This window comes from Mesorhizobium sp. B4-1-3, assembly GCF_006439355.1.
GTDB lineage: Bacteria > Pseudomonadota > Alphaproteobacteria > Rhizobiales > Rhizobiaceae > Mesorhizobium.
Window position 1 is genome coordinate 25,703 of record NZ_VFTG01000020.1, and the last position, 23,522, is coordinate 49,224.

The window sequence follows — 23,522 nt, forward strand, 5'->3', positions numbered from 1 at the left end:
GATCGTTGTCAGCCGCTGATCCGGCAGTTCAGGCCTTCCGCGCTTCCTTCATGTTGGGCAGGAACACCGTCAGCAGGCCGAGGAAGGGCAGGTACGAGCAGATCTGGTAGACGAAGTCGATGCCCTTCATGTCGGCGACGACGCCGAGCACCGCGGCGGCGATGCCGCCCATGCCGAAGGCAAAGCCGAAGAAGATGCCGGCGATCATGCCGACGCGGCCGGGAACCAGCTCCTGCGCGAAGACGACGATGTTGGAGAAGGCCGACGACAGGATCAAGCCGATCAGCACTGTAAGAACCATCGTCCATTCCATATTGGCGTAGGGCAGCGCGAGCGTGAAGGGCAGCACGCCGACGATCGAGAACCAGATCATCGCCTTCTGGCCGTAGCGATCGCCGAACGGGCCGCCGAGCAGGATGCCGAGCGCCGAGGCGCCGAGGAACAGGAACAGCATCACCTGGCTCATTTGCACCGAAACGCCGAACTTATGGATGGCGTAGAAGGTGTAGTAGCTGGAGAGCGACGCGATATAGGCGTTCTTGGTCAGCACCAGCAGAGTCAGCACGGCCAGCGCCCACATGACCTTCTTGCGCGCGAAAGGCGAAACGTGGGCAGCCTGCTTGCGGCTGGCCATCGAGGCGCGCAGCCGGCTGTACCAGCCGCCGACCTGCCACAGCACCACGATGCCGATCAGCGAGCCGACGGCGAACCAGGAAATACTGGTCTGACCGAACGGCACGACGATGAAGGCGGCGAGCAACGGTCCCATGGCCTGGCCGAAATTGCCGCCGACCTGGAACAGCGACTGCGCGAGGCCGAAGCGGCCGCCCGAGGCGAAGCGGGCGATACGCGAGGATTCCGGATGGAAGATCGCCGAGCCGATGCCGATCAGCGAGGCGCCGATCAAAAGCAGCCAGTAATGGCCTGCATGAGCGAGCACCACCAGGCCGACCAGCGAGGAAGCCATGCCCCAGGGCAAGGAGTAGGGCATCGGCTTCTTGTCGGTGATCATGCCGATCACCGGCTGCAGCAACGAGGCCGTAACCTGAAAGGTAAAGGTCAGAAGGCCGATCTGCCAGAAATCGAGACCGTAATTGTCCTTGAGCAGCGGATAGATCGCCGAAAGCAGCGACTGCATGATGTCATTGACGCAGTGGCAGAAGCTCACCGCAAGGATGACGGTAAAGGCCGTCGCTTGCGCCGAGATGTTGCTTGCCGGCGCCGGTGCGGCGACGGAGGTGGCGGTCGTGTCAGTCAAGGCAATGCTCCGTAGTCTGTTGGAGCATGATCTTGTCCGAAAACCGGTTCCCACTTTCGGGATCATGCTCTAGGCGGCGAACCGCAGCCAGCCTTATAGGCCCGTTGCCAAGCGACTTCTTTCGTGGTTTGGTCCAATAGTTTCGCAAGCGGGCCACATCGATGCCGCATGGCAAGGAGATATTCAAGGGCAATGCCGCCGAGCTCGGCAGGTTGCATGAAAGCCGCTGGCAATGGCTGGAACAGGCCGTCGGGCCGGCCGTGGCGCTGCCGACGGAATATCCGGACGGGTACCACGTGCCGCGGCATCGCCATAGCCGCAGCCAGTTGCTGCATGCGCTGGTCGGCGTCGTCCTGGTGACGACCAGGCATGGACGCTGGATGGTGCCGCCCGACCACGCGATGTGGATACCGGCCGGCACCGAGCATTCCGTAGAGATGCTGGGCGACATCTCGATGCGCTCGGTCTATGTCGTGCCGGATGCGGTCGCTGGCCTGCCGGAAGGCCTGCGGGTCGTCGGCATCACCGAATTGATGCACAGCCTGATCGTGGAATCCGAGAAGCTGCCGCAGGGCGGCGAACTCGAAGGGCGCGCCGCGCTCATCATGGGACTTCTGCTGCACGAAATCCCGAACCTGCCGGAACGGCCGCTCGGCCTGCCCTTCCCGTCCGATCCGAAACTTGCAGCACTTTGCCGGCGCTTCGTGGCGGCCCCGTCGCCGCATGCGACGATCGACGAATGGGCGGATGCCGCGGGCATGAGCCGCCGCACCTTCACCCGCGCTTTCCACCGCCAGACCGGGCTGTCGCTGTCGACCTGGCGCCAGCAGGCGTGCCTATTCGCGGCGCTGCCCAAGCTCGCCGACGGCGAGCCGATCACCAGGGTGGCGCTCGATCTCGGCTATGACAGCGTGCCGGCCTTCACGACCATGTTCAAGCGCATGCTCGGCACCTCGCCGCGCGGCTATATGCGCGGCGCGCGCGATGTCGGTGAAAGCCCGCGCCGCACAGGCGGTCCGATCGCCGCGTGAGACGGCCTCGTCAGCATTGAGTTGACGTGTCGGTTCTCAGTCGGGTTCCGTTTGCCAAATACCGATTGCAAATTGCAATCAGTTATGTTCCTCTTTGTGGGGAGGCAAAATCGGAGGAACGCTGGTGGCAACGATCGTCTATGCAATGCTGACATCGCTGGACTGCTACATCGCCGGGCCGGGTGGCGACATCGGCCTGCCGGTTCCCGAAGAAGAATTGCATCGGCATTTCAACGACGAGATGCGGCGGACTTCAATCGCGCTGTGCGGACGCAGGATGTATGAAACCATGCGCTTCTGGGACAGTCCGGAGCGGGAGATCTGCGCTGAAGACGTCGAGCGTGATTTCGCCCGCGCCTGGCGGGAGACGCCGAAGGTCGTGTTTTCGACCACGCTTCGGGAGGTCGGGCCGAATGCCCGTCTGATGAAGAGTGATGTCGAGGCGGTGGCGAGATCGCTCAAGGCGGATACGGACGGCGAAATTTCCGTCTCCGGCGCCGAGCTTGCCGGGCAGCTTGCGCGCGCGGGCCTGATCGACGAGTACCGGCTCTACATGCATCCAGTCGTGCTGGGCGGCGGCAAGCCGTATTTCCAGTCCGGTCTGTCGTTAGCGTTGAAGCCGCTCGGAACACGGCGCCTTGCGCAAGGGGTGACGCTGCTGCGCTATGCGCCGGAGGCCACCCGTTCCGACTAATCGAACAGGCTCGACACCGATTCTTCCGTCGCCGTGCGCGAGATCGCTTCGCCCATCAGGTCGGCGATCGAAATGACGCGGATGTTCGGGGCGTCGAGCACGCCCTGCGTCGGCTGGATGGAATCGGTGATCACCAGCTCTTGCAGCTTCGAGCCGGCGATACGGACGACGGCGCCGCCGGAGAGCACGCCATGGGTGATATAGGCGGTGACCGAGGTCGCGCCGTTGGCGAGCAGCGCGTCGGCCGCGTTGCAAAGCGTGCCGCCGGAATCGACGATGTCGTCGATCAAGAGGCAATCCTTGCCGGCGACGGCGCCGATGATGTTCATGACTTCCGATTCGCCCGGGCGCTCGCGGCGTTTGTCGACGATGGCGAGCTGTGCATCGAAACGTTTGGCCAGCGCGCGCGCCCGCACCACGCCGCCGATGTCGGGCGATACGACGACGACATTGCCGAGCTGCTTGTACTTGGCCTTCACGTCGCGCGCCATCACCGGCACCGAGAACAGATTGTCGGTCGGGATGTCGAAGAAACCCTGGATCTGGCCGGCATGCAGGTCGAGCGTCAGCACGCGGTTGGCGCCGGCGCGGGTGATCATGTTGGCGACCAGCTTGGCCGAGATCGGCGTGCGGCCGGAGGCGCGGCGGTCCTGCCTCGCATAGCCGAAATAGGGGATGACCGCCGTGATGCGCCGGGCCGAAGAGCGCATGAAGGCGTCCATCATGATGAGCAGCTCCATCAGATGGTCGTTGGTCGGATAAGAGGTCGACTGCAGGATGAACACATCCTCGCCGCGCACGTTTTCCTGGATCTCGACAAAGATTTCCTGGTCGGCGAAGCGCCTGACGCTGGCCTTCCCTAACGGGATGTTGAGATAGCGAGCGACCGCTTCGGCCAGCACCCGGTTGGAATTGCCCGCGAAAAGCTTCATGCACCGTTCCTGGTGAAGGATGGAGAGGCCGGAGAGACTCTCATGAGCCTTTTATGCGGGCTTTTAGCGGCCCGCGCCGGTATTGCAAGCCTCGTTGTGGGGAATCCTTCCGGCGAGCGCAACAAACAGGGAAAACATCGTAAGCCAGCAACAGTTTTGGCCGGCAACAGTTCGGCCGGTCCGGTCAACCGGCGCCGCTGCCGAGCCAGGCGGCGAATTGGTCGATTGTCTGGTCGGCGATGGCCTGCATGGTGGCGGGCGCCACCGTGGGCCAGCCTTCGCCGCTGCCGGCGGCGGGCGCCTTCTGCTGGCCGTTGATGCGATGCAGGCGGTTGCCGGACGGATCGTAAATGTCCCAGACATAGATGACGGTCGTGTCCTTGCCCTCGGACATCGTCGAGAAATAGCCCTTCAGCACATGCGTCGCCGTCTGGTCCGTGCTGCCGACAAGCGTCAGGCCGCGCTGTTTGGCACGGGCCTGCAGTTCCGCCGTCAACGGTGCCGCCGCGTCCACCGACGCGCCAACGATCGGCGCCACCTGCAGCCGCGTCTTGGCCAGGGCGGCGGTCTGGGCCGGCGTTGCGGGTTTTGCCGATGCCGTCGTCGCGGTGGCGGTCGAAGGAGCCGGCGCGGTCGTGGTCGGTGAGATGGCTGTCGTCGATGTGCCCTGAGGGGCGGCCGAAGACTGGGCCGAACTTGCGGGCGGGGTGATCGCCGAAGGTTCCAGGACATCCTTGGCGTTGGTGCAGGCGCCGAGAGCCAACGCCGCAAGCAATGACACGGTCGTCACCCGCGATCGTCTCATTTGCCTGAAAACTCCCTAGTGGCGAACGCCCCCGCGTGAATCAACCATTATGGATTCACTGCACGATCAAGTCGAGATCATGGCGCGACAGCGGCTTCGGCGCCGATTCCGTGGTGAGGTAGGTGCGGCCAAGGGTCATCGCGGTCTCGGTCTCGGAGTCCATGATGATCATATGCGCAAACAACGTCATATTGGGTGCGATCGGCTCCGGATTGCCCTGGTAGAACATCGGCATGTCCATCCAGGACGGCGTGAAACGGGCGCCGACCGAATAGCCGCAGGCGTTCAGCCGGTGCTTGGTCAGATTGTGCGCCTCGAGCGTGCGGGCATGCGCGTCGAAGACATCGCCGAAGGTGTTGCCCGGCGTCATCGCCTTCTCGACCGCGAGCAGGGCGGCACGGGAAGCGTCGAACAATTCCTGGTGACGTTTCGACACCTTGCCGGTCAGAACGGTGCGCATCATGGGGGCATGGTAGTGGTGGAAGACGCCGGCCCATTCGAGCGTCAGCTGGTCGTTCTTGGTGAGCTTGCGGCGGCCGGCCTTGTAGCGGCAGAGCAAGGCATCGGCGCCGGAGCCGATGATATACTCGTTGGCGGGATAGTCGCCGCCGCCGGCAAAGACCGCGCCCTGCATGGCTGCGAGGATGAGCCCTTCGTCGCCGCCTTGCTTGATCAGCGGCAGCGCCGCGTCCAGCGCGTCGTCGGAAAGATTGGCGGCCTTTTCCGCCTTGGCGATCTCGGCCGGGCTCTTGAACAGGCGCAGCCGGCCGACGATGCCGGAAGCATCGGCGATCTGGCCGAAGGTCTGCAGCTGCTCGTCCAGGCGGCGGCCATTATAGGCGGTCAGGCCATGGGTGTCGTATTCGACGCCGATGCGGGCGCCGAGCAGGTCGAGGTCGTTGAGCAGGTTGCGCAGGTCGATCGCCGGATTGGCATCCTGGCGGTCGGTCCACAACACGATGTTGTCGATGGTCGAGGTGTGGCGCGCTTGTCTCAGATCAGCGGAGCGGGTGAGCAGCACCATCGAGCCGTCGGCCTTCACCACCAGGCACTGGAAAAAGCAGAAGCCGAACGTGTCGTAGCCTGTCAGCCAGTACATGCTCTCCTGCGCAAACAAAAGCACGGCGTCGAGCTTCTTTTCGGCCATCTCGATCAGCAGCCGGTCGCGCCGCGCATCGAATTCCGATCGTTCGAAATGCAACGCCATTATTCTTTCTCCAAAACGATTGCCGAGACCTGTCGTCCATAATCCGCTTCCTTGCGGTGGGTGGTGCGTCGGTAGGAATAGAAAAGATCTTCTTCCGCGTAAGTGCAGCGGCCGAGTCCTTCGGCCGTCACTCCGGCCTTGCGCAGCCGGTCGATCGTATATCGGTTGAGGTCGAACATCGAGTGGCCGGGATTCGCCGACGGTCTGAAATAGCCGATATTTTCGCCATCGGCCTCGACGAAGCGGGCAACGAATTCCGGGCCGACCTCGTAATTGTCAGGTCCGATCGAGGGGCCGAGCACGGCGACGATGCGATCGCGGCGGGCGCCGAGGCCTTCCATGGCCAGGATGGTGTTTTCGAGCACGCCGGTGAAGGCGCCCTTCCAGCCGGCATGCGCGGCGCCGATGATGCGCGCCTCGGCGTCGGCGAACAGCACCGGTCCGCAATCGGCTGTAGAGGCGCCGACGGCAATGCCGGGCCGGTCGGTGACGATGGCATCGGCCTTCGGGCGAGGACCGGCGAAGGGTTGCCTGGCGACAACGACATCCGGCGAATGGACCTGGTGCGCGGTCAACAGATGATCCGCCGGCACGCCCATCCAGTCGGCAACGCGCCGCCGGTTCTCGGCGACCAGTGTCTGATCGTCGCTGGAGCCCATGCCGATGTTGAGCCCCCGATAGATGCCGTCGGAGACGCCGCCGACGCGGGTGAAGTAGCCGTGGCGCATGCCTGGCGCCCTTTCAAGCAGCGGCGAGCGCACTGGATCGGGTCTGGTCTGATTCAGCATGGCTGGGTTTGTCGTCCGTGCAGGGCGGGTTCGTCAAGGCGAAGTTCGGAGAACGAAGCGGGCCAGACGGCGACGCCGCTCGCCGATCTCACGCGGATTTCGCCGCCGGCAGGATCTTCATGACCTTGAACAGCTCCCCCATCGCATCGGGGCCGGCCAGGCGTTCGACCGCGTCGGAAATGGCTTGACGTGTCTCGGTATCGGCATCGGCGCCGAGCGTGCCGGCGCGCTCGAGCAGGCCCATGCCGAGCAGGAATTCGCCCTGGGTCGACAATTCCACCTCGAGACCACGAGCCCGCGCCGTGTCGGCAAGAGCGGCGAAATCGACATGGGCGGTGAGGTCGGCTTCGCCAGGATTGGCCAAAACGTCCTCGCGTTGGTGCCGGCGCAGCGCCTGGAAAGTGTCGCCGATCCCTGCCTGCAGATGGCCGTAATCGATGAAGAGGCCGGCGCCGCCGTAGCCGGCTATGCGTTCGGCGATCCGCGACATCAGCGCCGAACGGGCAGGCGCCACTTCGACGATGGCGCCTTGCGGCGGATCGGCAGCGGCTGCCGGCAGCAGCGCCGGGTCGATGGACCCCGCGCCGGCGAAGAAATGCAGTTCATCGGCGCCGTCGAGGCCGACAACGCGCTCGCGCCATCCCGTACCGACATAGACGAACTGCCGGATCGGCACCGCGTCGAACAATTCGTTGCCGACGATGAAGAGCGGCTGCGGCGGCAGCGTGTCGATGGCCTGGTGCCAGGCAAACGCCACGCCCTGACCGGCGAGCGTTTGCTTCTGGATCTCGGCCAGGCGCTGGCTGGTCTCGATCATGGCGAAGGAAGCGCCGGCGACGAGCGCCGGGTCGAGCCGCGACCAGGTGCGCAGCATGTCCTTCATCAGGGTGCCGCGGCCGGGACCGATCTCGGCAAAGGTTACGGGCAGAGGCCTGCCGGCACCCTGCCAGGCCTGGTAGAGCCAGACGGCGACGAGCTCGCCGAATATCTGGCTGATCTCGGGCGCGGTGATGAAGTCGCCGGCGGCGCCGAAGGGCTCGCGCGTCGTGTAATAGCCCTCGTCGGGATCGAACAGGCAAAGCGCCATATATTCGCTGACCGGGATCGGCCCCGTGGCGCCCATCAGGCCTACGATGCGCTCCCTCAGCCGTGTCATGCCGTCCGCGGTTCGGGCGCCGGCTTCGCTGTCGCCATGGCCCAGATGCCGGCCAGCACCATCGGCGTGGACAGGATCATGCCCATGGTCAGCCAGCTGGTGCCGAGCAGGTAGCCGAGCTGCTGGTCGGGCTCGCGGAAGAACTCGACGAAAATGCGCGACAGGCCGTAGCCGCAGATGAAGGCGCCGCCGACGAAGCGCGGCGTCTTCAGTTTCAGGCGCGAATGGGTGAGGAAGCGCAGCACCAGGAACAGCGCGAGGCCTTCGAGCAGAGCCTCGTAGAGCTGGCTGGGATGGCGGGTGAACGGCCCGCCATTGGGGAATTCGATCGCCCAGGGCACGTCCGACGGCCGCCCCCACAGCTCCGAATTGATGAAGTTGGCGACGCGCACAAGGCCGAGCCCGACCGGCACGCCGGCTGACACCACGTCGAACAGTGTCCAGGTGTGGATGCGGCGATTGATCGAGAACAGCGTCATGGCGAGGATGACGCCGAGCAGGCCGCCGTGGAACGACATGCCGCCCTGCCAGACCGCGAAGATGTCGAGCGGATGCGCGATGTAGCGCGGCAGGTCATAAAACAGTACGTAGCCGGTGCGCCCACCCAGCACGACGCCGATCGCCGCCCAGACGATGAAGTCGTCGAGATCCTCGGGCTTCATCGGCAGCTTGCCGTCTGGCCACAGGCGCGGGTTGGTGACAAGGCGCTTCGCGTACCACCAGGCAAAGAGGATGCCGACAATGTAGCCGACGCCGTACCAATGCACCGCCAGCGGCCCGATATGGACGATGACCGGATCGATGTTGGGGAAGGGCAGGGAGGCCAGCGGCAACAGGAAATATTCGCTCAAGACGGGATCCCCGGAGACGGTCACGATTGGGCGCGGACCATGCGGCAGGGTTTTGGCGCGGTCAAGGCAAGGTCGATGTCGTGAGTAAGCGAGCTTACTATAAGGCTCCTGGGAACAAAATCTGTTCATAGTCCATCGCGCCATGCAGGACGTGCAGGATCTCAACGGTGTCAGTGCCGACGTGGAAGAAAATCAGATAGTGATCGTGGACGCGACGCCGAATCCCTGAAGATTGATGGCGCGGAATCAGGGAATAACGCTCAGGCATCGCGCGCAGTTCGACGCAAGCACTGCGCAGTTCCTGAAGAAAGGTCACGGCCCGGAACGGGTTGTCCCTGGCAATGTGTTCTGCGATGGCCTCGAGGTCCGTCTCGGCCTGCGCGGCAAAGATCAGCCGCCTCACCTGCTCCTCGCGGCCATCGCCTTGTATTTGGCCTCCAGGCGGTCAAACACCTCCTCGGCTGGCTTTATGCGCCCCTCGGCAACGTCGGCCATGCCTTTCGAGAGCGCAGCATCCAGTACGGCGAGTCGCTTCTCCCGCTCCTCAACGAGGCGAACGCCTTCGCGCAAAACCTCGCTTTTCGAATTGTAGCGGCCATCGCTGACGAGTCGGTTCACGACATCCTCCAGGCGATGACCCAGATCTGCGCTGATGGCCATGGTGTGCTCCCTTGCGATCTTCACTCGGAATAATAATAGTTATTGGCCGTGCAATCCAGTGGCGATTGCTCGCTTGAGACATGCTTGCATTCCGCGCCGCGCGCCACTACGTCAAAACGACAAAGCGAGGATCTGCCATGGCGACCGGACCGAACCGCATTCTCGACGAATTCGCGAAGATCATGACCGACGCCGCGGGCGCCGCACAGGGCGTGCGGCGCGAGGTGGAGACGGCGTTCCGGGCGCAGGCCGAGCGCATGCTGAACTCCATGGACGTGGTGCAGCGCGAGGAATTCGAGGCCATGCGCGAGATGGCGGTCAAGGCGCGGGAAGACAACATCCAGCTGGCGACGCGCGTCGAGGCGCTCGAGGCCAAGCTCGCCGAACTGACCGGGCAGGCCGCACCTGCGGGTGCCGCAAAGCCCCGCGCAAAAAAATAATCGTTAAACTTTTCCACATAGCGCGATCCGAAAAATCGCTTTGCCGTGAATCGCTTACCGGCATTGCATGAATCTTCGTGACAGCCACCTTTCCACATGCGGATGACGCAGTGCGAAAAATTGGGCTGTTCACGCGACTCCCGATCAATAGACTGAATTTGTTGCATGATTCGAGCAGGGTCATGCGCCGGGCGGTGGGGTCCGGTTGGGTCTTTGCGTTGGAAAGTCCTGACCGTCCGAGTTCTAGACAAGATTGTTCGTCGTGTGTGCCCCGCGGAGCGTGTGGCGCTCCCCTGAACACAGGAAGCATTCATGGAACTCCTCGAACTCGAATTCTCCCGCGAAATCCACCCGGTGGATGTCATCGAGCAGGTGGCCCACAACAACGACTGGTCCTTCGAACGCGCCGGTGACGACGAGATTTCGATTTCGGTCGCCGGCAGTTGGACCGACTACCACGTCTCCTTCTCCTGGATGGAGGATTTCGAGGCGCTGCATCTGGCCTGCGCCTTCGACATCAAGGTGCCGGAGACGCGCGCGCTGGAAGTGATGCGGCTGTTGTCGCTCATCAACGAGCAGATGCTGTTCGGGCATTTCGATCTGTGGGAGCAGGAAGGCGCGATTATGTTCCGGCAGTCGCTGCTGCTTGCCGGCGGGGTCGAGCCTTCGAGCCAGCAGGTCGAGGTGCTTCTGTCGTCGGCGCTCGAGGCCTGCGAATGCTATTTCCAGGCCTTCCAGTTCGTCGTCTGGTCGGGTACATCGGCCAAGGACGCGCTCTCCAGCGTGCTCTTCGAGACGCACGGAAACGCCTGAACCAAACCAATATCGCCGATGAGTTCCAGCAGCGAGCGCAAGCCCGAGATCAGTTTTGCCGATTTCGACCGGGTCGACATCCGTGCCGGCACGATCGTCGAGGCTGAGCCGTTTCCGGAGGCGCGCAAGCCGGCCATCAAGCTGAAGATCGATTTCGGTCCGGCGATCGGGGTGAAGAAGTCGTCGGCGCAGATCACCAAATACTACGCGCCGGAGACGCTGATCGGCCGCCAGGTCTTCGCGGTGGTCAACTTCCCGCCGCGCCAGATCGGCCCGTTCATGTCGGAAGTGCTGACGCTCGGCTTTCCCGACGAGCAGGGCGCCGTCGTGCTCGGCGCTATCGAGCGCAAGGTTCCGGACGGCGGGCGCCTATTCTAGGACGAGCCTGGGGCGACCCGGAGCCACCCTGTCCTGGTCGGCGCGCTTACTTGGCATGCCCAGTGCTTCCTCGACCGCATCGAGGAACATTTCGGCGCAGGCCTGCCAACTGTAGCGCATGGCGCGCTGGCGCGCTTCGGCGCGATCGACGTGAAGCGCCTTCATCGCCGCCTCGCCGAGGTTGTTCGACACGGCCCCGCCGACGCCATCGCCGACGATGTCGATCGGTCCGGTCACCGGATAGGCGGCGACGGGCGTTCCGCTGGCCAGCGCCTCGATGATGACGTTGCCGAAGGTATCGGTGCGACTCGGAAAGACGAAGACGTCGGCCGACGCGTAGATCTCGGCCAACTCGTCGTTCGGGCGATGACCGAGGAAATGCGCGTTGGGATAGCGCGCCTTGAGCTTTGCCAGTTCCGGCCCTTCGCCGACGATCACCTTGCTGCCGGGCAGGTCGAGATCGAGGAAGGCGGTCAGGTTCTTCTCGATCGCGACGCGGCCGACGCACAGGAAAACCGGACGGGGGAATCCGGTTTCCTTGCGCTTGTCGGGCCGGAAATGGTCGATGTCGACGCCGCGCGTCCAGGGCCTCAGCTTGTTGAAGCCGCGCGCCGCGAGATCGTCCGCCAGCGATTGCGTGGCGACAAGCGTGCCCTGTCCGGAATTGTGGAAGTCGCGCAGCCAGTTGTAGGCCCAGCTTTCCGGCACCGGCAGGCGGGCCCTGAGATATTCGGGAAAGCGCGTGTGGTAGCTGGTGGTGAAGGGGCGGCCCACCTTTCGGCAATGGCGGCGCGCCATGATGCCGAGCGGACCCTCGGTGACGATATGGACGTGGTCGGCCCTGGCGACCTCTATCAGGCGCGCGACACGGCCAGGCGTCGTCAGCGCCAGGCGGATGTCGGGATAGGTCGGCATCGGCAAGGTGCGAAAGAGGTTCGGCGTCAGGAAATCGAGCTCGACGTCGAACGGTTTCAGCGCCTCGGTCAGGCGTTCCAGCGTGTGCACCACGCCATTGACCTGCGGCCGCCATGCGTCGGTGACCATCAGGATACGCATGGCGATCCCGATGCGCATGGCGATCGTCTGCAATAGTTCCTGGGCACGCCGGCGTGGTGCCGGAACGGCAGCCAGGCGGCAGCCCGCGCCTCGCTCCAGCGCACCCGGGCGGGCACGGGATCGAAGCGGGGCGGCAGGGCCGAATCAACGAAGGTCACGCGCTTCATGCGCGCTCTTGACCATGATTTCATGACGGGCGGATGAAGCCGTTTTCTGACTGAGCATGATCCCGAACCGAAGGTCGGTTCGGGATCATGCTCTGTTTAGGCGGGCACCTTGATGACGGCGCGCAGGCCGCCGAGCGGGCTGTCCTCGAGGCTGATGTCGCCGCCGTGGCTGCGGGCGATGTCGCGGGCGATCGACAGGCCAAGTCCCGTGCCGCTGGCGTCGAGGTTGCGCGCCTCGTCGAGCCGCAGGAAAGGCTTGAACACCTCTTCGCGCTTGTCGGGCGCGATGCCGGGACCGTCGTCGTCGATAGTGACGGTGAGCGAGCCGCGACCGTGATTAGCGTGGACCTCGACGGTCTTGGCATAGCGGAACGCATTGCCGATGACGTTCGAAAGCAAACGGGCAAAGGCGTTCGGCCGCACATGCACGGCCGGATCGCCTGTCAGCGTCGTCGTGAGCTTGCAGCGACGCAGTTGCGCTTCCTCGCCGAGCTTATGGAAATAGGCGTTGAGGTCGAAACGGCCGGTGTCCTCCGCAGCCTCGCCACGGGCAAAGGAGAGATAGCCCTCCAGCATCGACTGCATGTCGTCGATGTCCTGGTTGAGCGCGGCCTTGGTCTCCGACTTGCCGCCGGCCAGCGCCAGCTGCAGCTTGAATCGGGTGAGGATGGTCCTGAGGTCGTGGCTGACGCCGGTCAGCATGGCGGTGCGCTGCTCGATCTGGCGCTCGATGCGCTCACGCATCTGGATGAAGGCGAAACCCGCGCGGCGAACTTCCTCGGCGCCGCGCGGTCGGAAATCGCGAGGCATCGGCCGACCCTTGCCGAAACTCTCGGCGGCCTCGGCGAGCGTCAGGATCGGCCTGATCTGATTGCGCAGGAAGGGAATGGCGATCATCAACAGGACCAGCGAGGTGCCGACCATCCACATCAGGAAGATATGGGTGTTCGAGGCATAGGCCTGGCTGCGCCGCACGAAGACGCGCAGCACCTTGCCTTCAAGCTGGACGCGGACTTCGACAACGTTCGAGTTGCCGACCGTGTCGATCCAGAACGGGCGGTTGATCTGCCTGGTGATCTCCGACGACAGCGCCTCGTCGAGGATCGAGAAGAACGGCTTCGGGCCTGGCGGCGGCAGCGGATCGGGCGGCAGCAGGTCCACCTTCAGCTGCATGCGGTCCTGGGCGATGCGGATGATGTTGGCGTAGTCGGCGTCGTGCGGATAGGTCTCCATCATGTCGATGACGGCCGCAATGTCCGAGATCGTCGCCTGCGACAGACGCTGGGTGACCGTCTGCCAATGGCGTTCCATGAAGACGAAGGCGACGACCGACTGCAAAAGGATCATCGGCGCTATGACGATGATCAGCGAGCGGGCGTAGAGCCGCTTCGGCATGTAGAGCGCGACCAGTCGCCAGAACCGGTTCCAGGCGCGCGGCATCGCCCTCAGCATCCGCAGCGCGAGATCGCCGGGGCCGCCTCCTTTCGGCTCGTCCAGTTGCGTGGTCGCCATTCGCCCTTCCGCTCGTCGATGGCCGTTCAGCAAAGGGCCTTCGACGGTAGTTTATTCGACGCTGAGCCGATACCCAATACCGCGCACCGTCTGCAGCCACACCGGATTGGACGGATCGCGCTCGATCTTGCGGCGCAGCCGGTTGATCTGCACGTCGATGGTGCGCTCGCCGACATCCGATTCATCGCCCACCAGTTCATGGCGCGGTATCGTCTCGCCCGCCCGCCCGGCGAAGATCGCGAGGATCTCCTGCTCGCGGTCGGTCAGCTTGAGCGCCTCGCCGCCGCGCTTCAATTCGCGCTTGGCGATCTGGAACGTGTAGGGTCCGAACACCAGCTGTTCGACCTTCGGCGTCGCCGCCGGGCCGCCACGGCGCAGGATGTTGTTGATGCGCAGGATGAGCTCGCGCGGATCGAACGGCTTCGGCAGATAATCATCGGCGCCGGCCTCCAGCCCGGTAATGCGGCTGTCGGTCTCGGACAGCGCCGTCAGCATCAGGATCGGCACGTTCTTCTCGGCCCGCAGCGCCTTGGTGAGATCGACGCCGGTCTCGCCCGGCATCATCACGTCGAGCACCAACAGGTCGAAGTCGAGGCCGGCGAGCTTGCGCCTGGCCTCGCCGGAATTGCCGGCGACGGTGACGCGAAAACCGTTCTCGGACAGATACTGCTTGAGCAGGTTGCGGATACGCGTGTCGTCATCGACAACCAAGAGGTGCGGCGCGTCATCGTCGGGCGCGGCCGGATGATCAACCTTCTCAATGGTCTCCATGGTTCTTCCCCGATGTTTGCGCAGGCACAATGTCGATCTGCGCTCTTAGTTCCGGATTGACCATCGCTTCCAGGAATCGCTCGATCGTGGCGCGTTCCGCGGCTCCGGAATCCTCCAATGCCGCACGGATGCGGCGCGACTGTGGCCGCGCCAGCGCCAGGGCCAGCGCGCGACCCTTGGCGGTCGGGTAGAGCTCGCGCTGCCGGCGGTCGCGCGGACCCTGAACCTGGACGATATGATCGGTATCGATCAACTGCTTCAAGACCCGCGCCAGGCTCTGTTTGGTGATCTTCAGCACATCGAGCAGTTCGGCGACGGTGAGCCCGGGCCTGCGGTTGACGAAATGCAGCACACGATGATGGGCGCGGCCGAAGCCGTATTCGGCGAGGATCTGGTCGGGGTCGGAGGTGAAATCGCGGTAGGCGAAGAAAAATAGTTCGATGATGGCGAAGTCGATGCCGTCCTCGTTTGCGATCGCCGTCCTGATCGGTTTTCCGGCTGCGGGGCTTGGATCCGTCATCATTTCTCCATGCGAGGCGGGAATTATGTCAGTACTATTGACGTAATTTCCGGGCAATGATAATTTTTGACAAGCTTTTCGGCGGATTGCGAACGAAAAGGCAAGCGGAACCCGTTTTTCCGGAACTTCCTGAGTTTGCCACGAATTGAATATCCGCCTACGCTTTCAAGCATTGGCCAGCGTTTCGGATCCCGTGGCGGGGCCGATACGAAAGGCTCTAAAAGACAACGATTGCGGGCGCCCGCCCGCGGGAGGTTTCCATGGCATCCGTTCCTTTCGACCAATTGGACGGCTTCATCTGGATGAACGGCGAGTTCGTCAAATGGGCCGACGCCAAGATCCATGTGCTGACCCATGGCCTGCACTATGCCAGCGCCGTCTTCGAGGGCGAGCGCGCTTATGGCGGCCAGATCTTCAAGTTGACCGAGCACAATGGGCGCCTGCATGAATCGGCGCGCCTGCTCGGCTTCAAGATTCCCTATCCGGTCGCCGAGATCGACGAGGCCTGCCGTACGCTTTTGAAGAAACAGGGTTTCCAGGACGCCTATGTGCGTCCGATCGCCTGGCGCGGCAGCGAGCAGATGGGCGTCTCGGCGCAGAACAACCGCATCAACTGCGCCATCGCCATCTGGCAGTGGCCGAGCTATTTCGACCCCGCGCAGAAGCTCAAGGGCATCCGCCTCGACATCGCCGAGTGGCGCCGGCCCGATCCGCGCACCGCGCCGTCAAAGTCGAAGGCCGCCGGCCTTTACATGATCTGCACGCTGTCCAAGCACGCCGCCGAAGCCAAGGGTTACGCCGACGCCATGATGCTCGATTGGCGCGGCCAGGTGGCGGAAGCCACCGGCGCCAACATCTTCTTCGTCAAGGACGGCAAGATCCATACGCCCACGCCCGACTGCTTCCTCGACGGCATAACCCGCCGCACGGTGATCGGCCTGGCGAAGGATCGCGGTTTCGACCTGGTCGAGCGTGCCATCATGCCTGAGGAGCTCGAAGGTTTCGAGCAGTGCTTCCTCACCGGGACGGCGGCCGAGGTCACACCGGTTTCGGAGATCGGCCCGTACCGATTCGAGGTCGGCGAGATCGCCAAGACGTTGATGAATGACTATTCGGCTGCGGTGCAGCCAAAGCATGCGATTGCCGCAGAATAGCGATAGTCACAACTTTTTTGCGCAATAGGGGCGGTTTTCGGGCCGCCCCTTTTATTTAAGCTTTCACGCATTTGACTTTCGAACGGTTCGGCGTCTCATGATGGTGTCGCCCTTGGAGGCAGGCAGCTATGGAGGGACTAGTTACATGGACAGCAACACGATTATTCAGATCGTTGTACAGGTAATTGCCGGCGTTATCGGTGGCCAGGCGGTTGGCGCGGCGCTGAAGCAGGCAGCGATGGGCCAGCTTACCAGGATTCTCGGCGGCGCGATCGGCGGCGTCGGCGGTGCGGCTATCCTTGGCAGTCTGCTCGGAGGCGGTGGAGTCGACGCAGCGGCAGCGGCGGGCGGAATCGGCAGCGCGCTCGACCTGAAGAACCTTCTCGGCGGCGTGGGTGGCGGCGCCATCCTGACCGGCATTATCGGCGCGGTCATGAACGCGATGAAGAAGTAAGGTCTGTCGTTTCAAGTTTGCAAATGGGCGGCTTCGGCCGCCCATTTTCGTTTCCGGGATATTTGTGCCCAACGGTGGACGGCGTTTGCCCACCTGTCTACATCAGGGCGAAACTTGGAAAGGAACGTTATGGGTCAGCTCAATGCCGGCATCGTGCCGGTCACGCCATTCCAGCAGAACTGCACCATCCTCTTCGACATGGACGACAAGACGGGCGTCGTCGTCGACCCCGGCGGCGATGTCGACAAGATACTGTCGGTGCTGAAGGACAATGCCATCACCGCCGGCGCGATCTGGATCACCCATGGCCATATCGACCATGCCGGCGGCGCCATGGAATTGAAGGACGCGCTGGGCATCGATATTATCGGCCCGCACGAGGCCGACCAGCCGCTGCTTGCCAATCTCGAGAACCAGGCCAAGCGTTTTGGCCTTACCGATCCGGTGCGCAATTGCGTGCCGGACCGTTTTCTGACCGAAGGCGAGGTCGTGTCCTTCGGCGAGCATCAGTTCGAGGTGCTGCATTGCCCGGGGCATGCGCCGGGCCACGTGGTCTACTACAACCGCGCGGCCAAGTTCGCGCATGTCGGCGACGTGCTGTTTCGCGGCTCGATCGGGCGCACCGATCTGCCCGGCGGCGACCACGCCGCCCTGATCGCCTCGATCAAGCAAAAGCTTCTGCCGCTCGGCGACGATATCGGCTTCATCTGCGGTCACGGTCCGGGCAGCCGTTTTGGCGATGAGCGGCGGACCAATCCGTTCCTGATCTGACCTTGCCGGCAAAAGAAAAGCGCCGCCCGAGGGCGGCACTTTCTTGAGGGCAGGGACCCCAGCTTGGCTTAGTTGGCGACGCAGAAATGCTGGGCGCCGTCATTGCCGGTGAAGGTGCCGGTGCGCGAGTTGAAGGTGCGGTAGCGGTCCGAGCAATATTCGTACCAGCCGCGGGTCCATGGTTCGGCATAGCGGTCGGCATAGACGACGCGAGGCTGCTGCACATAGTAGCGGCGCACCACCGGCCGGTCGACATAATAACCGTCATCATAGGCGGGATCGTAATAGCGCGGGCCGGGGTTGCTTAGCGCGCTGCCGATGAGGGCGCCTGCGGCGAGGCCGACAACACCGGCGGCGAGGGCGTCGCCACCGTGACTGCGATGATGGTGCCAGCGCCAGTCGTCGGCACTGGCCGCCGAGAAGGTGGCCAAGGTGGACGCGGCAATGCCAACGCTCAGGATGGCGGTCTTGAGAAAATGGTTCATTTTCGGTCTCCTTCGCGCCGGCCCGCGCATTTTCAGGGGATACGGACCGGCTTTAGCAAAGGTTAATAGAAGACCGTGGCTGAACGGAGGCTGAACGGAACTCGGCCCAAGCGATTTTTTGAGGCGGGCGATTTTCGGGCTGGGGCGACTTCGAGGCCTGGGCACAGCCCGGTTTCGAGGCTTGGGCACAGCCCGGTACCGGCGGGAGCGGTCCCGCCTGACGTAGCCTCCGTCGGATCCGTCGCGAGTCGGCTTAGCCGATCGACAGATTGACGGCCTTCGGACCCTTGCCGCGCTTGTCCGGCTCGGTGTCGAATGTTACTTTCTGCCCATCCTCAAGACCGGGAAGGCCCGACGCCTGCACGGCCGAAATATGGACGAAGACATCCTTCGCGCCATCATCGGGCGTGATGAAGCCGAAGCCCTTGGCATGGTTGAAGAATTTGACGGTGCCGGTCTGCGGCATGGGAAACTCCTTTGATCCCATCAAGTCAAGTCTCGGGCCGGCAAACTGCCCGAGAGGAAATTTGTCCTTTATTTTAGCGCTATCGGCAAGAGAAAGTTTTCACTGCCGACCCGGGCATTTGCGCGCGAAAAAGGCGCGACGGTTCCGTCGCGCCTTCGCAATTTCGAGCCTGCCCGCAAGCCGATTTATGAACCCGCCGCACCATCGCGTCCGCAAGGACAGGCTGTTCCGGCGATCACGCGGCGCGCAGGTTGACCGCCTTCGGGCCTTTGCCCATGCGGTCGGGCTCGACGTCGAAGGTGACCTTCTGGCCGTCGACCAACGTGCGCAAGCCGGAAGCCTCGATCGCGGAGATGTGGACGAACACGTCCTTGGCGCCACCATCCGGCGTGATGAAGCCGAAGCCTTTGGTGGCATTGAAGAACTTTACGGTACCGGTCTGGGCCATTGGGGAAAACTCCTTCACCCGTGTCAGTCTTGTGGTTTGCCCGCTGCCTCGCGCCTTGGGCAAATCCCGGTGGTTGCTTCGGCGGTCATGCATTCGCGCATGGTCAAACCCCCCGCCGAAAAACGGGGCTGTCAGAGATTCACACTTGTCGGGGAAAGGTCGTCCAAAACGTTCCGCTCTCCGGGTCGCAAATGCCCGAACGGCGAAATTTATTACACGGAAACGTGATGGTTGCAAGACGACGCTCGCGGGCGGCCCTCGGCGCGTCCAACGCTGCGGCCTCGATAGACTCGGCCTCATCACCGGTCATCGGCCAGAGACGGACCAAGCATAGGCCAGAATGAGGGTGGCGACCGCGGGTCCCGCTGCTCCATAACCGGTGGTTGCGTTTGCCGCGCGGGATGCGAGGATGCCGCGAGCCGGCGTCACTGGGCCGGGCAGGAGGAGGGCCATATGCGATTTCTTGCGGTCTCGCGTCTGGGCGTTGTCGTTTTCATCCTGTCGGCGCTGCTGGCGGCCTGTACCGTGGTCGTCGATGACGGGCCTCGGCCGCGCCCGCCCGGGCCGCATCCGCAGTTCTGCACCATGCAGTACCAACCAGTTTGCGCCCGGCGCGGCGGCGACCGCCAGACCTTCGCCAATGCCTGCCTAGCCGAAAGGGAAGGCTACCGCATCCTGCAGGAAGGTGCTTGCCGTGATGGCGGCGGCGGTGGTGGTGGGGAGCAGACGTTCTGCACGCGCGAATATGCTCCGGTCTGCGCGAGGCGCCACGGGCAAATGCGCACCTTCCCGAACGCATGCGAGGCCCGCGCGGCGGACTATCGCATCGTCGGCGACGGGCCCTGCTGAAAAGACGGCGGTGTCCATCCGCGCAATGGACACCGCGACGCGCGCTGATGCTTTGTCTTGAATCTGTTGCCCGTATGGCTTAGGTCCGGCGGACCAACAAATACGGCAGGTTTCCCATTAGCAAAGATCACAGAAGAGCGGCAAACGCTGGCGGCAGGCCTGGTGGCTCGCCCAGCCCGCTCGATCCGTATGTGCAAAAGGCGTTGCAATTCCACCAGGCGGGGCGCCGCCAGGAGGCCGAGGCGCTTTACCGGCAAGTCCTGGGGCAGCAGCCGAACCATGCCGCGGCGCTGCATTTCCTCGGATTGCTGCTGCACCAGACCGGCAGGAGCGAGGAAGGGCTCGATCTCATCGAGCAGTCGGTGACGCTGCAGCCCGAGAATGCCGACTTCCTCAACAATATGGGCACGGTCATGCGCGATCTCGGGCGTGTCGCCGCCGCGATCGATTTCTTCCGTGGCGCGGTGGATATCCGGCCCGACCAATTGGCCGCGCGCGACAATCTCGGTTCGTCGCTGACGCAGCTCGGCCAGTTCGAAGCCGCCGAGGAGATCTATCGCGGCACGATCGGCCGCAACCCGTTCCATGTCCGTGCGCGCATCGGCCTTGCCGAGACGCTGCAGGAAGCCGGACGGCTGGACGAGGCGATCAAGCTGTTCCGCGAGGCGCTGTCGATCCGGCCGAAGGATGCCGAGCTCCTCTACGGGCTGGGCGTCGCTATGATGGAGAATGGCAAGCTCGACGAGGCGGCCGATCTCGCCCGCCAGGCGCTGGCGATCGCCCCGAACATGGCCAGGGCCTGGCTGCTGCTCACGCAGGTCAAGCGCCAGACCGAGCGCGACAAGGAGCTTGCCGGCATGGAGGCCGAGCACGCCAAGGCGCCGCAGGGCAGCCTCGCGCGCATGCAGCTCTCCTTCGGCCTGGGCAAGGTCAATGACGATCTCAAGGACTATGGCCGCGCCTTCGACTATTTCGCGGAGGGCAATGCCATCCGCCGCAAGGCGATCGCCTACGATCCCGCGCGCACGCGCAGTGAATTCGAGGCGATGAAGGCGGCCTTCGACACCGCCTTTTTCGAGAAGCATCGGACAAGCGACATTTCAGACGACACGCCGATCTTCGTCGTCGGCATGCCGCGTTCCGGCACCACACTGGTCGAGCAGATCATCGCCAGCCACCCCCAGGTCCTTGGCGCCGGCGAGTTGAACATCCTCAAGGCGGCCGTCGGCAAGCAGTTTCCGATGAGCATGCCGGGCGGCTTCCCCGGTGGTATCGCCGACATGCCCGACAAGGCCTTCGCCGAAGCGGGCCAAGCCTATCTCGACATGCTGCATGCCCGCTATCGTGGGTACCGCCATGTCACCGACAAGATGCCGGGCAACTTCCTGCTGGTCGGCTTGCTGCACATGATGCTGCCGAAGGCCAAGATCGTGCATTGCGCGCGCGATGCGGCGGCGACGTGCCTGTCGATCTTCAAGGTGCATTTCCGCGGCGACAGTCACCGCTACGGCTACGACCTCGGCGAGCTCGCCGATTTCCACAACCTGTACGCCGACATCATGGCGCATTGGCACAAGGTGCTGCCGGGCGTCGTGCACGATGTGCGCTATGAGGATTTCGTCGCCGACCAGGAAGGGCAGACGCGGGCGCTGATGGCATATCTCGGCCTACCCTGGGACGACAAGGTGCTGTCCTTCCACGAGACGGATCGTCCGGTGCGCACCGCTTCGGCCGCGCAGGTGCGCCAGCCGATGTATCAGGGCTCCGTCGACCTGTGGAAGCGGTATGGGGACCGGCTGAGACCGCTGTTGGACAAGCTTCAGAACGGATAGAGCAGCATTGAACTGGTAGGCCGCTTGCTCTGAATCATCGGAGGGCTTCGCGATTAGCGGCGCCGCTATGTCACGGCATGACCCTCGGGTCTGCGCAGGAGCTCCGCTCCTGCTCCGCCCGTGGATGACGACCGATAGGCTGTGCCCTACAACTCGATGAATGGCTGGAAGCCGCCGAAGATCATGCGTTTGCCGTCGAACGGCATGGCGGACCAGTCCATCTTGAGACGCTCATCGGCCATCACCTTGGTCATGACCGCATCGCGGCTTTGCCTGGACTCGTAGACGACCCAGGCGAAGATGACGAACTCGTCGTCCTTGGCCTGAACGGCGCGCGGGAACGAGGTCAGCTCGCCATAGGGCACGTCGTCGCCGATGCATTCGACATAGGAGAGCGCGCCGTGCTCCATCCATATCGGGCCTGCGGTGTTGGCCAGCTTCTTATAGTCATCGAGATTTGCCTTCGGCACGGCGATCACGAAACCATCGACATAGGACATGATGAAACTCCTTTGGAGGCATCTTCTTTCTCCCCTTGCTTGCGGGAGAAGGTGGATCGGCGCGCAGCGCCGAGACGGGTGAGGGGTGCTCCAGCTTGGCGCCAAGCTACCCCTCACCCGGATTGCCAGCCGATTTGCGAAGGGCAAATCGGGCAATCCGACCTCTCCCACAGGGGAGAGGTGGACGGCTCACTTCACCGGCGCGTTCATCGCCCAGGCGACGCCAAAGGGGTCTTTCACCTGGCCCCAGCGGTCGCCCCAGAACATCACCTGAAGCGGGGTAACGACTTCGCAGCCGGCACCGACCGCACGCTTCCACCAGGCATCGATGTCGTCGCTGCCGAGATGGAGCTGCAGCGTGTAGCCCTGTGCCGCCTGATGCGGATGGCCGTGTTCGGGATAGGCATCGCCCAGCATCAGCGTCGAGCCGTTTACATAGAGATGGATGTGCATGGTGCGGCCCTTGTCGTCCGGCGGGTAGGCGAACACTTCCTCCGCGCCGAAAGCCTTCTTGTAGAACTCGGCGGCCTTGATGGCGCCGTCAACCTGCAGGTAGGGGGTCAATCCGCCAAGGACCTTGGCGCGGGGCGGGGTCTGGTCGTTCATTCTCGTGTTCCTCTTCACGGGGTTGATCTGGCCATCCAAGGACGGACGAACCGGCGGCGATCCTACATGCCTCCCGAAAATTTCTTAAAGGGCCGGTTCCCGGCAGCCCGGGCGACCGGAGAACAATCGCATTGGATATGTCACTTTATATGACTTTCGCCGAGAAGGTGGCGGCACGGCGGCTTTCCCGCGTTTCGAAAATCTCCGGAAAGCCGATGTCCTTGCGCAACTCAGCGGGCAGCGAAAGCAGGATGCGCTCGCTCCGATGACGGGCACGCGCCGCGGCATACCGGTTGGCGAGGCGGCCGATGGATGACAGTACCGACATGTTGGTTCTCCCTGGTTGATGCCGGCATCACCATGTCGGCATCCCAAGGACGAGGAGGCAACAGGCGATCCGACAGATCGCCTCAATCTTTTTCAGAACACCGACGCCGCCAGCGCGGTGTCGTAATATTCCACCATCTCGATGATCTCGCCGTCGCGCACCGTCCAGAAATTGGCGGTGCGCATGATGAACTCCTGCCCGGTGGCGCGGCGTGTCATGTAGATCTCGACCTGCGCAGCGACCTTGTCGCCGCCGTCGATGATCTCGACCGGGACGAAGTGCCGGTATTCGAAGTCATCGTCGAGCACCAGGAGCCTGGCGAGGAATTCCTGCTTGCCATGCGCGGTGCCGGCATGACGCGATTGCCGGGGATCGGCAATCCAGCGGAATACGACATCCTCGGCGCAATAGGCGAGGGCGCCCTCGATGTCGCGGTCCGCATAGGCTTTGTAGAGATTGCTGACGATTTCCACTGCACGCATGGCCCGTTCCCTCCATGGCTGAGCAATTCAAGATGCTCCTTTTTTAGCAGATGGAAAAGTATTGCCGGACGGGCAGCAGAGCCTGTCGGGCCGGTGTTGCTTCGAATT

At 63.5% G+C, this 23,522-nt stretch carries 30 protein-coding genes; 10 read left to right on the forward strand and 20 right to left on the reverse strand.

Annotated features, from left to right (window positions below):
• Positions 1–28: 28 nt before the first annotated feature.
• Positions 29–1,258: an MFS transporter gene (locus FJW06_RS21970; RefSeq protein ID WP_181178495.1), complete on the reverse strand. Its 1,230-nt coding sequence runs from the start codon at positions 1,256–1,258 to the stop codon at positions 29–31.
• A 161-nt stretch (positions 1,259–1,419) separates the two neighbouring features.
• Between FJW06_RS21970 and FJW06_RS21975 the strand changes: the two genes are divergently transcribed.
• Both FJW06_RS21975 and FJW06_RS21980 read left to right on the forward strand, forming a co-directional pair.
• Positions 1,420–2,289, forward strand: coding sequence for a helix-turn-helix transcriptional regulator (locus tag FJW06_RS21975; RefSeq protein WP_140754420.1), 870 nt, complete (start codon positions 1,420–1,422; stop codon positions 2,287–2,289).
• Between the two features lie 124 nt (positions 2,290–2,413).
• A complete protein-coding gene (locus tag FJW06_RS21980; RefSeq protein ID WP_140754422.1) occupies positions 2,414–2,983 on the forward strand; it encodes a dihydrofolate reductase family protein in 570 nt (189 codons plus the stop codon).
• Here the strand turns inward: FJW06_RS21980 and FJW06_RS21985 are convergent.
• From FJW06_RS21985 to FJW06_RS22020, 8 genes are all read right to left on the reverse strand, one after another.
• The gene (locus FJW06_RS21985) at positions 2,980–3,915 is read right to left on the reverse strand and encodes a ribose-phosphate pyrophosphokinase (protein WP_140754424.1); all 936 of its coding nucleotides are present in this window, start codon (positions 3,913–3,915) and stop codon (positions 2,980–2,982) included. The genes FJW06_RS21980 and FJW06_RS21985 overlap by 4 nt on opposite strands.
• Before the next feature lie 184 nt (positions 3,916–4,099).
• A complete protein-coding gene (locus tag FJW06_RS21990) occupies positions 4,100–4,720 on the reverse strand; it encodes a hypothetical protein (RefSeq protein ID WP_140754426.1) in 621 nt (206 codons plus the stop codon).
• Positions 4,721–4,775: 55 nt separating this feature from the next.
• Positions 4,776–5,927 carry a Xaa-Pro peptidase family protein gene (locus tag FJW06_RS21995; protein WP_140754428.1) on the reverse strand — a complete coding sequence of 384 codons (1,152 nt, stop codon included), beginning with the start codon at positions 5,925–5,927 and terminating at the stop codon, positions 4,776–4,778.
• Positions 5,927–6,715: a peptidoglycan editing factor PgeF gene (pgeF, locus tag FJW06_RS22000; RefSeq protein ID WP_140754430.1), complete on the reverse strand. Its 789-nt coding sequence runs from the start codon at positions 6,713–6,715 to the stop codon at positions 5,927–5,929. The genes FJW06_RS21995 and pgeF overlap by 1 nt, the downstream gene beginning before the upstream one ends.
• Before the next feature lie 88 nt (positions 6,716–6,803).
• The gene (locus FJW06_RS22005; protein ID WP_140754432.1) at positions 6,804–7,871 is read right to left on the reverse strand and encodes a class I SAM-dependent methyltransferase; all 1,068 of its coding nucleotides are present in this window, start codon (positions 7,869–7,871) and stop codon (positions 6,804–6,806) included.
• Positions 7,868–8,722 (reverse strand): prolipoprotein diacylglyceryl transferase, encoded by an 855-nt coding sequence (gene lgt / locus FJW06_RS22010; RefSeq protein ID WP_140754434.1) that lies wholly within the window; start codon positions 8,720–8,722, stop codon positions 7,868–7,870. The genes FJW06_RS22005 and lgt overlap by 4 nt, the downstream gene beginning before the upstream one ends.
• A 97-nt stretch (positions 8,723–8,819) precedes the next feature.
• The gene (locus FJW06_RS22015; protein ID WP_140754436.1) at positions 8,820–9,125 is read right to left on the reverse strand and encodes a type II toxin-antitoxin system RelE/ParE family toxin; all 306 of its coding nucleotides are present in this window, start codon (positions 9,123–9,125) and stop codon (positions 8,820–8,822) included.
• Positions 9,122–9,382 (reverse strand): type II toxin-antitoxin system ParD family antitoxin, encoded by a 261-nt coding sequence (locus FJW06_RS22020; protein ID WP_140754438.1) that lies wholly within the window; start codon positions 9,380–9,382, stop codon positions 9,122–9,124. Before FJW06_RS22020 ends, FJW06_RS22015 begins: the two co-directional genes overlap by 4 nt.
• 137 nt (positions 9,383–9,519) lie before the next feature.
• On the opposite strand from FJW06_RS22020, the gene FJW06_RS22025 reads away from it, so the two are divergent.
• From FJW06_RS22025 to FJW06_RS22035, 3 genes are all read left to right on the forward strand, one after another.
• Positions 9,520–9,822, forward strand: a complete 303-nt coding sequence (locus FJW06_RS22025; protein WP_140754440.1) for an accessory factor UbiK family protein — start codon at positions 9,520–9,522, stop codon at positions 9,820–9,822.
• A gap of 312 nt (positions 9,823–10,134) precedes the next feature.
• A complete protein-coding gene (locus FJW06_RS22030; RefSeq protein WP_040989643.1) occupies positions 10,135–10,635 on the forward strand; it encodes a YbjN domain-containing protein in 501 nt (166 codons plus the stop codon).
• An 18-nt stretch (positions 10,636–10,653) separates the two neighbouring features.
• Positions 10,654–11,013, forward strand: coding sequence for a tRNA-binding protein (locus FJW06_RS22035; RefSeq protein ID WP_140754442.1), 360 nt, complete (start codon positions 10,654–10,656; stop codon positions 11,011–11,013).
• Here the strand turns inward: FJW06_RS22035 and FJW06_RS22040 are convergent.
• The 4 genes from FJW06_RS22040 to FJW06_RS22055 form a co-directional block, all read right to left on the reverse strand.
• A complete protein-coding gene (locus FJW06_RS22040; RefSeq protein ID WP_140754580.1) occupies positions 11,005–12,069 on the reverse strand; it encodes a glycosyltransferase family 1 protein in 1,065 nt (354 codons plus the stop codon). The two genes, FJW06_RS22035 and FJW06_RS22040, sit on opposite strands and share 9 nt — an antisense overlap.
• A 263-nt stretch (positions 12,070–12,332) precedes the next feature.
• Positions 12,333–13,748, reverse strand: coding sequence for an ATP-binding protein (locus FJW06_RS22045; RefSeq protein ID WP_140754444.1), 1,416 nt, complete (start codon positions 13,746–13,748; stop codon positions 12,333–12,335).
• Positions 13,749–13,799: 51 nt separating this feature from the next.
• Positions 13,800–14,519 carry a response regulator transcription factor gene (locus FJW06_RS22050; RefSeq protein ID WP_140754446.1) on the reverse strand — a complete coding sequence of 240 codons (720 nt, stop codon included), beginning with the start codon at positions 14,517–14,519 and terminating at the stop codon, positions 13,800–13,802.
• On the reverse strand, positions 14,506–15,039 hold the full coding sequence (locus FJW06_RS22055) for a MarR family transcriptional regulator (RefSeq protein WP_181178497.1): 534 nt from the start codon (positions 15,037–15,039) through the stop codon (positions 14,506–14,508). Before FJW06_RS22055 ends, FJW06_RS22050 begins: the two co-directional genes overlap by 14 nt.
• Positions 15,040–15,299: 260 nt before the next feature.
• Here FJW06_RS22055 and FJW06_RS22060 point away from each other — a divergent pair, with 260 nt between their 5' ends.
• The 3 genes from FJW06_RS22060 (at position 15,300) to FJW06_RS22070 (ending at position 17,418) form a co-directional block, all read left to right on the forward strand.
• Positions 15,300–16,193 carry a branched-chain amino acid aminotransferase gene (locus FJW06_RS22060; protein ID WP_140754450.1) on the forward strand — a complete coding sequence of 298 codons (894 nt, stop codon included), beginning with the start codon at positions 15,300–15,302 and terminating at the stop codon, positions 16,191–16,193.
• Between the two features lie 145 nt (positions 16,194–16,338).
• Positions 16,339–16,647, forward strand: a complete 309-nt coding sequence (locus FJW06_RS22065) for a hypothetical protein (protein WP_140754452.1) — start codon at positions 16,339–16,341, stop codon at positions 16,645–16,647.
• A 129-nt stretch (positions 16,648–16,776) separates the two neighbouring features.
• Complete coding sequence (locus tag FJW06_RS22070; RefSeq protein ID WP_140754454.1) at positions 16,777–17,418, forward strand: MBL fold metallo-hydrolase; 642 nt, start codon at positions 16,777–16,779, stop codon at positions 17,416–17,418.
• A gap of 68 nt (positions 17,419–17,486) precedes the next feature.
• Here FJW06_RS22070 and FJW06_RS22075 read toward each other — a convergent pair whose 3' ends face one another.
• The 3 genes from FJW06_RS22075 to FJW06_RS22085 form a co-directional block, all read right to left on the reverse strand.
• Entirely contained in the window at positions 17,487–17,903 is a 417-nt protein-coding gene (locus tag FJW06_RS22075) for a BA14K family protein (RefSeq protein WP_140754456.1), read from the reverse strand.
• Between the two features lie 253 nt (positions 17,904–18,156).
• Positions 18,157–18,369: a cold-shock protein gene (locus FJW06_RS22080; RefSeq protein WP_006202521.1), complete on the reverse strand. Its 213-nt coding sequence runs from the start codon at positions 18,367–18,369 to the stop codon at positions 18,157–18,159.
• A gap of 235 nt (positions 18,370–18,604) precedes the next feature.
• A complete protein-coding gene (locus FJW06_RS22085) occupies positions 18,605–18,817 on the reverse strand; it encodes a cold-shock protein (protein ID WP_006202520.1) in 213 nt (70 codons plus the stop codon).
• A gap of 453 nt (positions 18,818–19,270) precedes the next feature.
• Between FJW06_RS22085 and FJW06_RS22090 the strand changes: the two genes are divergently transcribed.
• Both FJW06_RS22090 and FJW06_RS22095 read left to right on the forward strand, forming a co-directional pair.
• Entirely contained in the window at positions 19,271–19,666 is a 396-nt protein-coding gene (locus tag FJW06_RS22090) for a Kazal-type serine protease inhibitor domain-containing protein (protein ID WP_140754458.1), read from the forward strand.
• A gap of 191 nt (positions 19,667–19,857) precedes the next feature.
• Positions 19,858–21,498: a tetratricopeptide repeat-containing sulfotransferase family protein gene (locus FJW06_RS22095; RefSeq protein WP_140754460.1), complete on the forward strand. Its 1,641-nt coding sequence runs from the start codon at positions 19,858–19,860 to the stop codon at positions 21,496–21,498.
• A gap of 146 nt (positions 21,499–21,644) precedes the next feature.
• Here the strand turns inward: FJW06_RS22095 and FJW06_RS22100 are convergent, their stop codons facing one another.
• The 4 genes from FJW06_RS22100 to FJW06_RS22115 all read right to left on the reverse strand — a co-directional run bounded on the left by FJW06_RS22100 (position 21,645) and on the right by FJW06_RS22115 (position 23,414).
• Positions 21,645–21,998, reverse strand: coding sequence for a DUF1428 family protein (locus FJW06_RS22100; RefSeq protein ID WP_140754462.1), 354 nt, complete (start codon positions 21,996–21,998; stop codon positions 21,645–21,647).
• 189 nt (positions 21,999–22,187) lie between these two features.
• A complete protein-coding gene (locus FJW06_RS22105; protein ID WP_140754464.1) occupies positions 22,188–22,604 on the reverse strand; it encodes a glyoxalase/bleomycin resistance/extradiol dioxygenase family protein in 417 nt (138 codons plus the stop codon).
• Positions 22,605–22,749: 145 nt separating this feature from the next.
• Positions 22,750–22,932: a hypothetical protein gene (locus FJW06_RS22110; protein ID WP_041012788.1), complete on the reverse strand. Its 183-nt coding sequence runs from the start codon at positions 22,930–22,932 to the stop codon at positions 22,750–22,752.
• Between the two features lie 92 nt (positions 22,933–23,024).
• A complete protein-coding gene (locus tag FJW06_RS22115) occupies positions 23,025–23,414 on the reverse strand; it encodes a nuclear transport factor 2 family protein (protein WP_140754466.1) in 390 nt (129 codons plus the stop codon).
• Between the last annotated feature and the right edge of the window lie 108 nt (positions 23,415–23,522).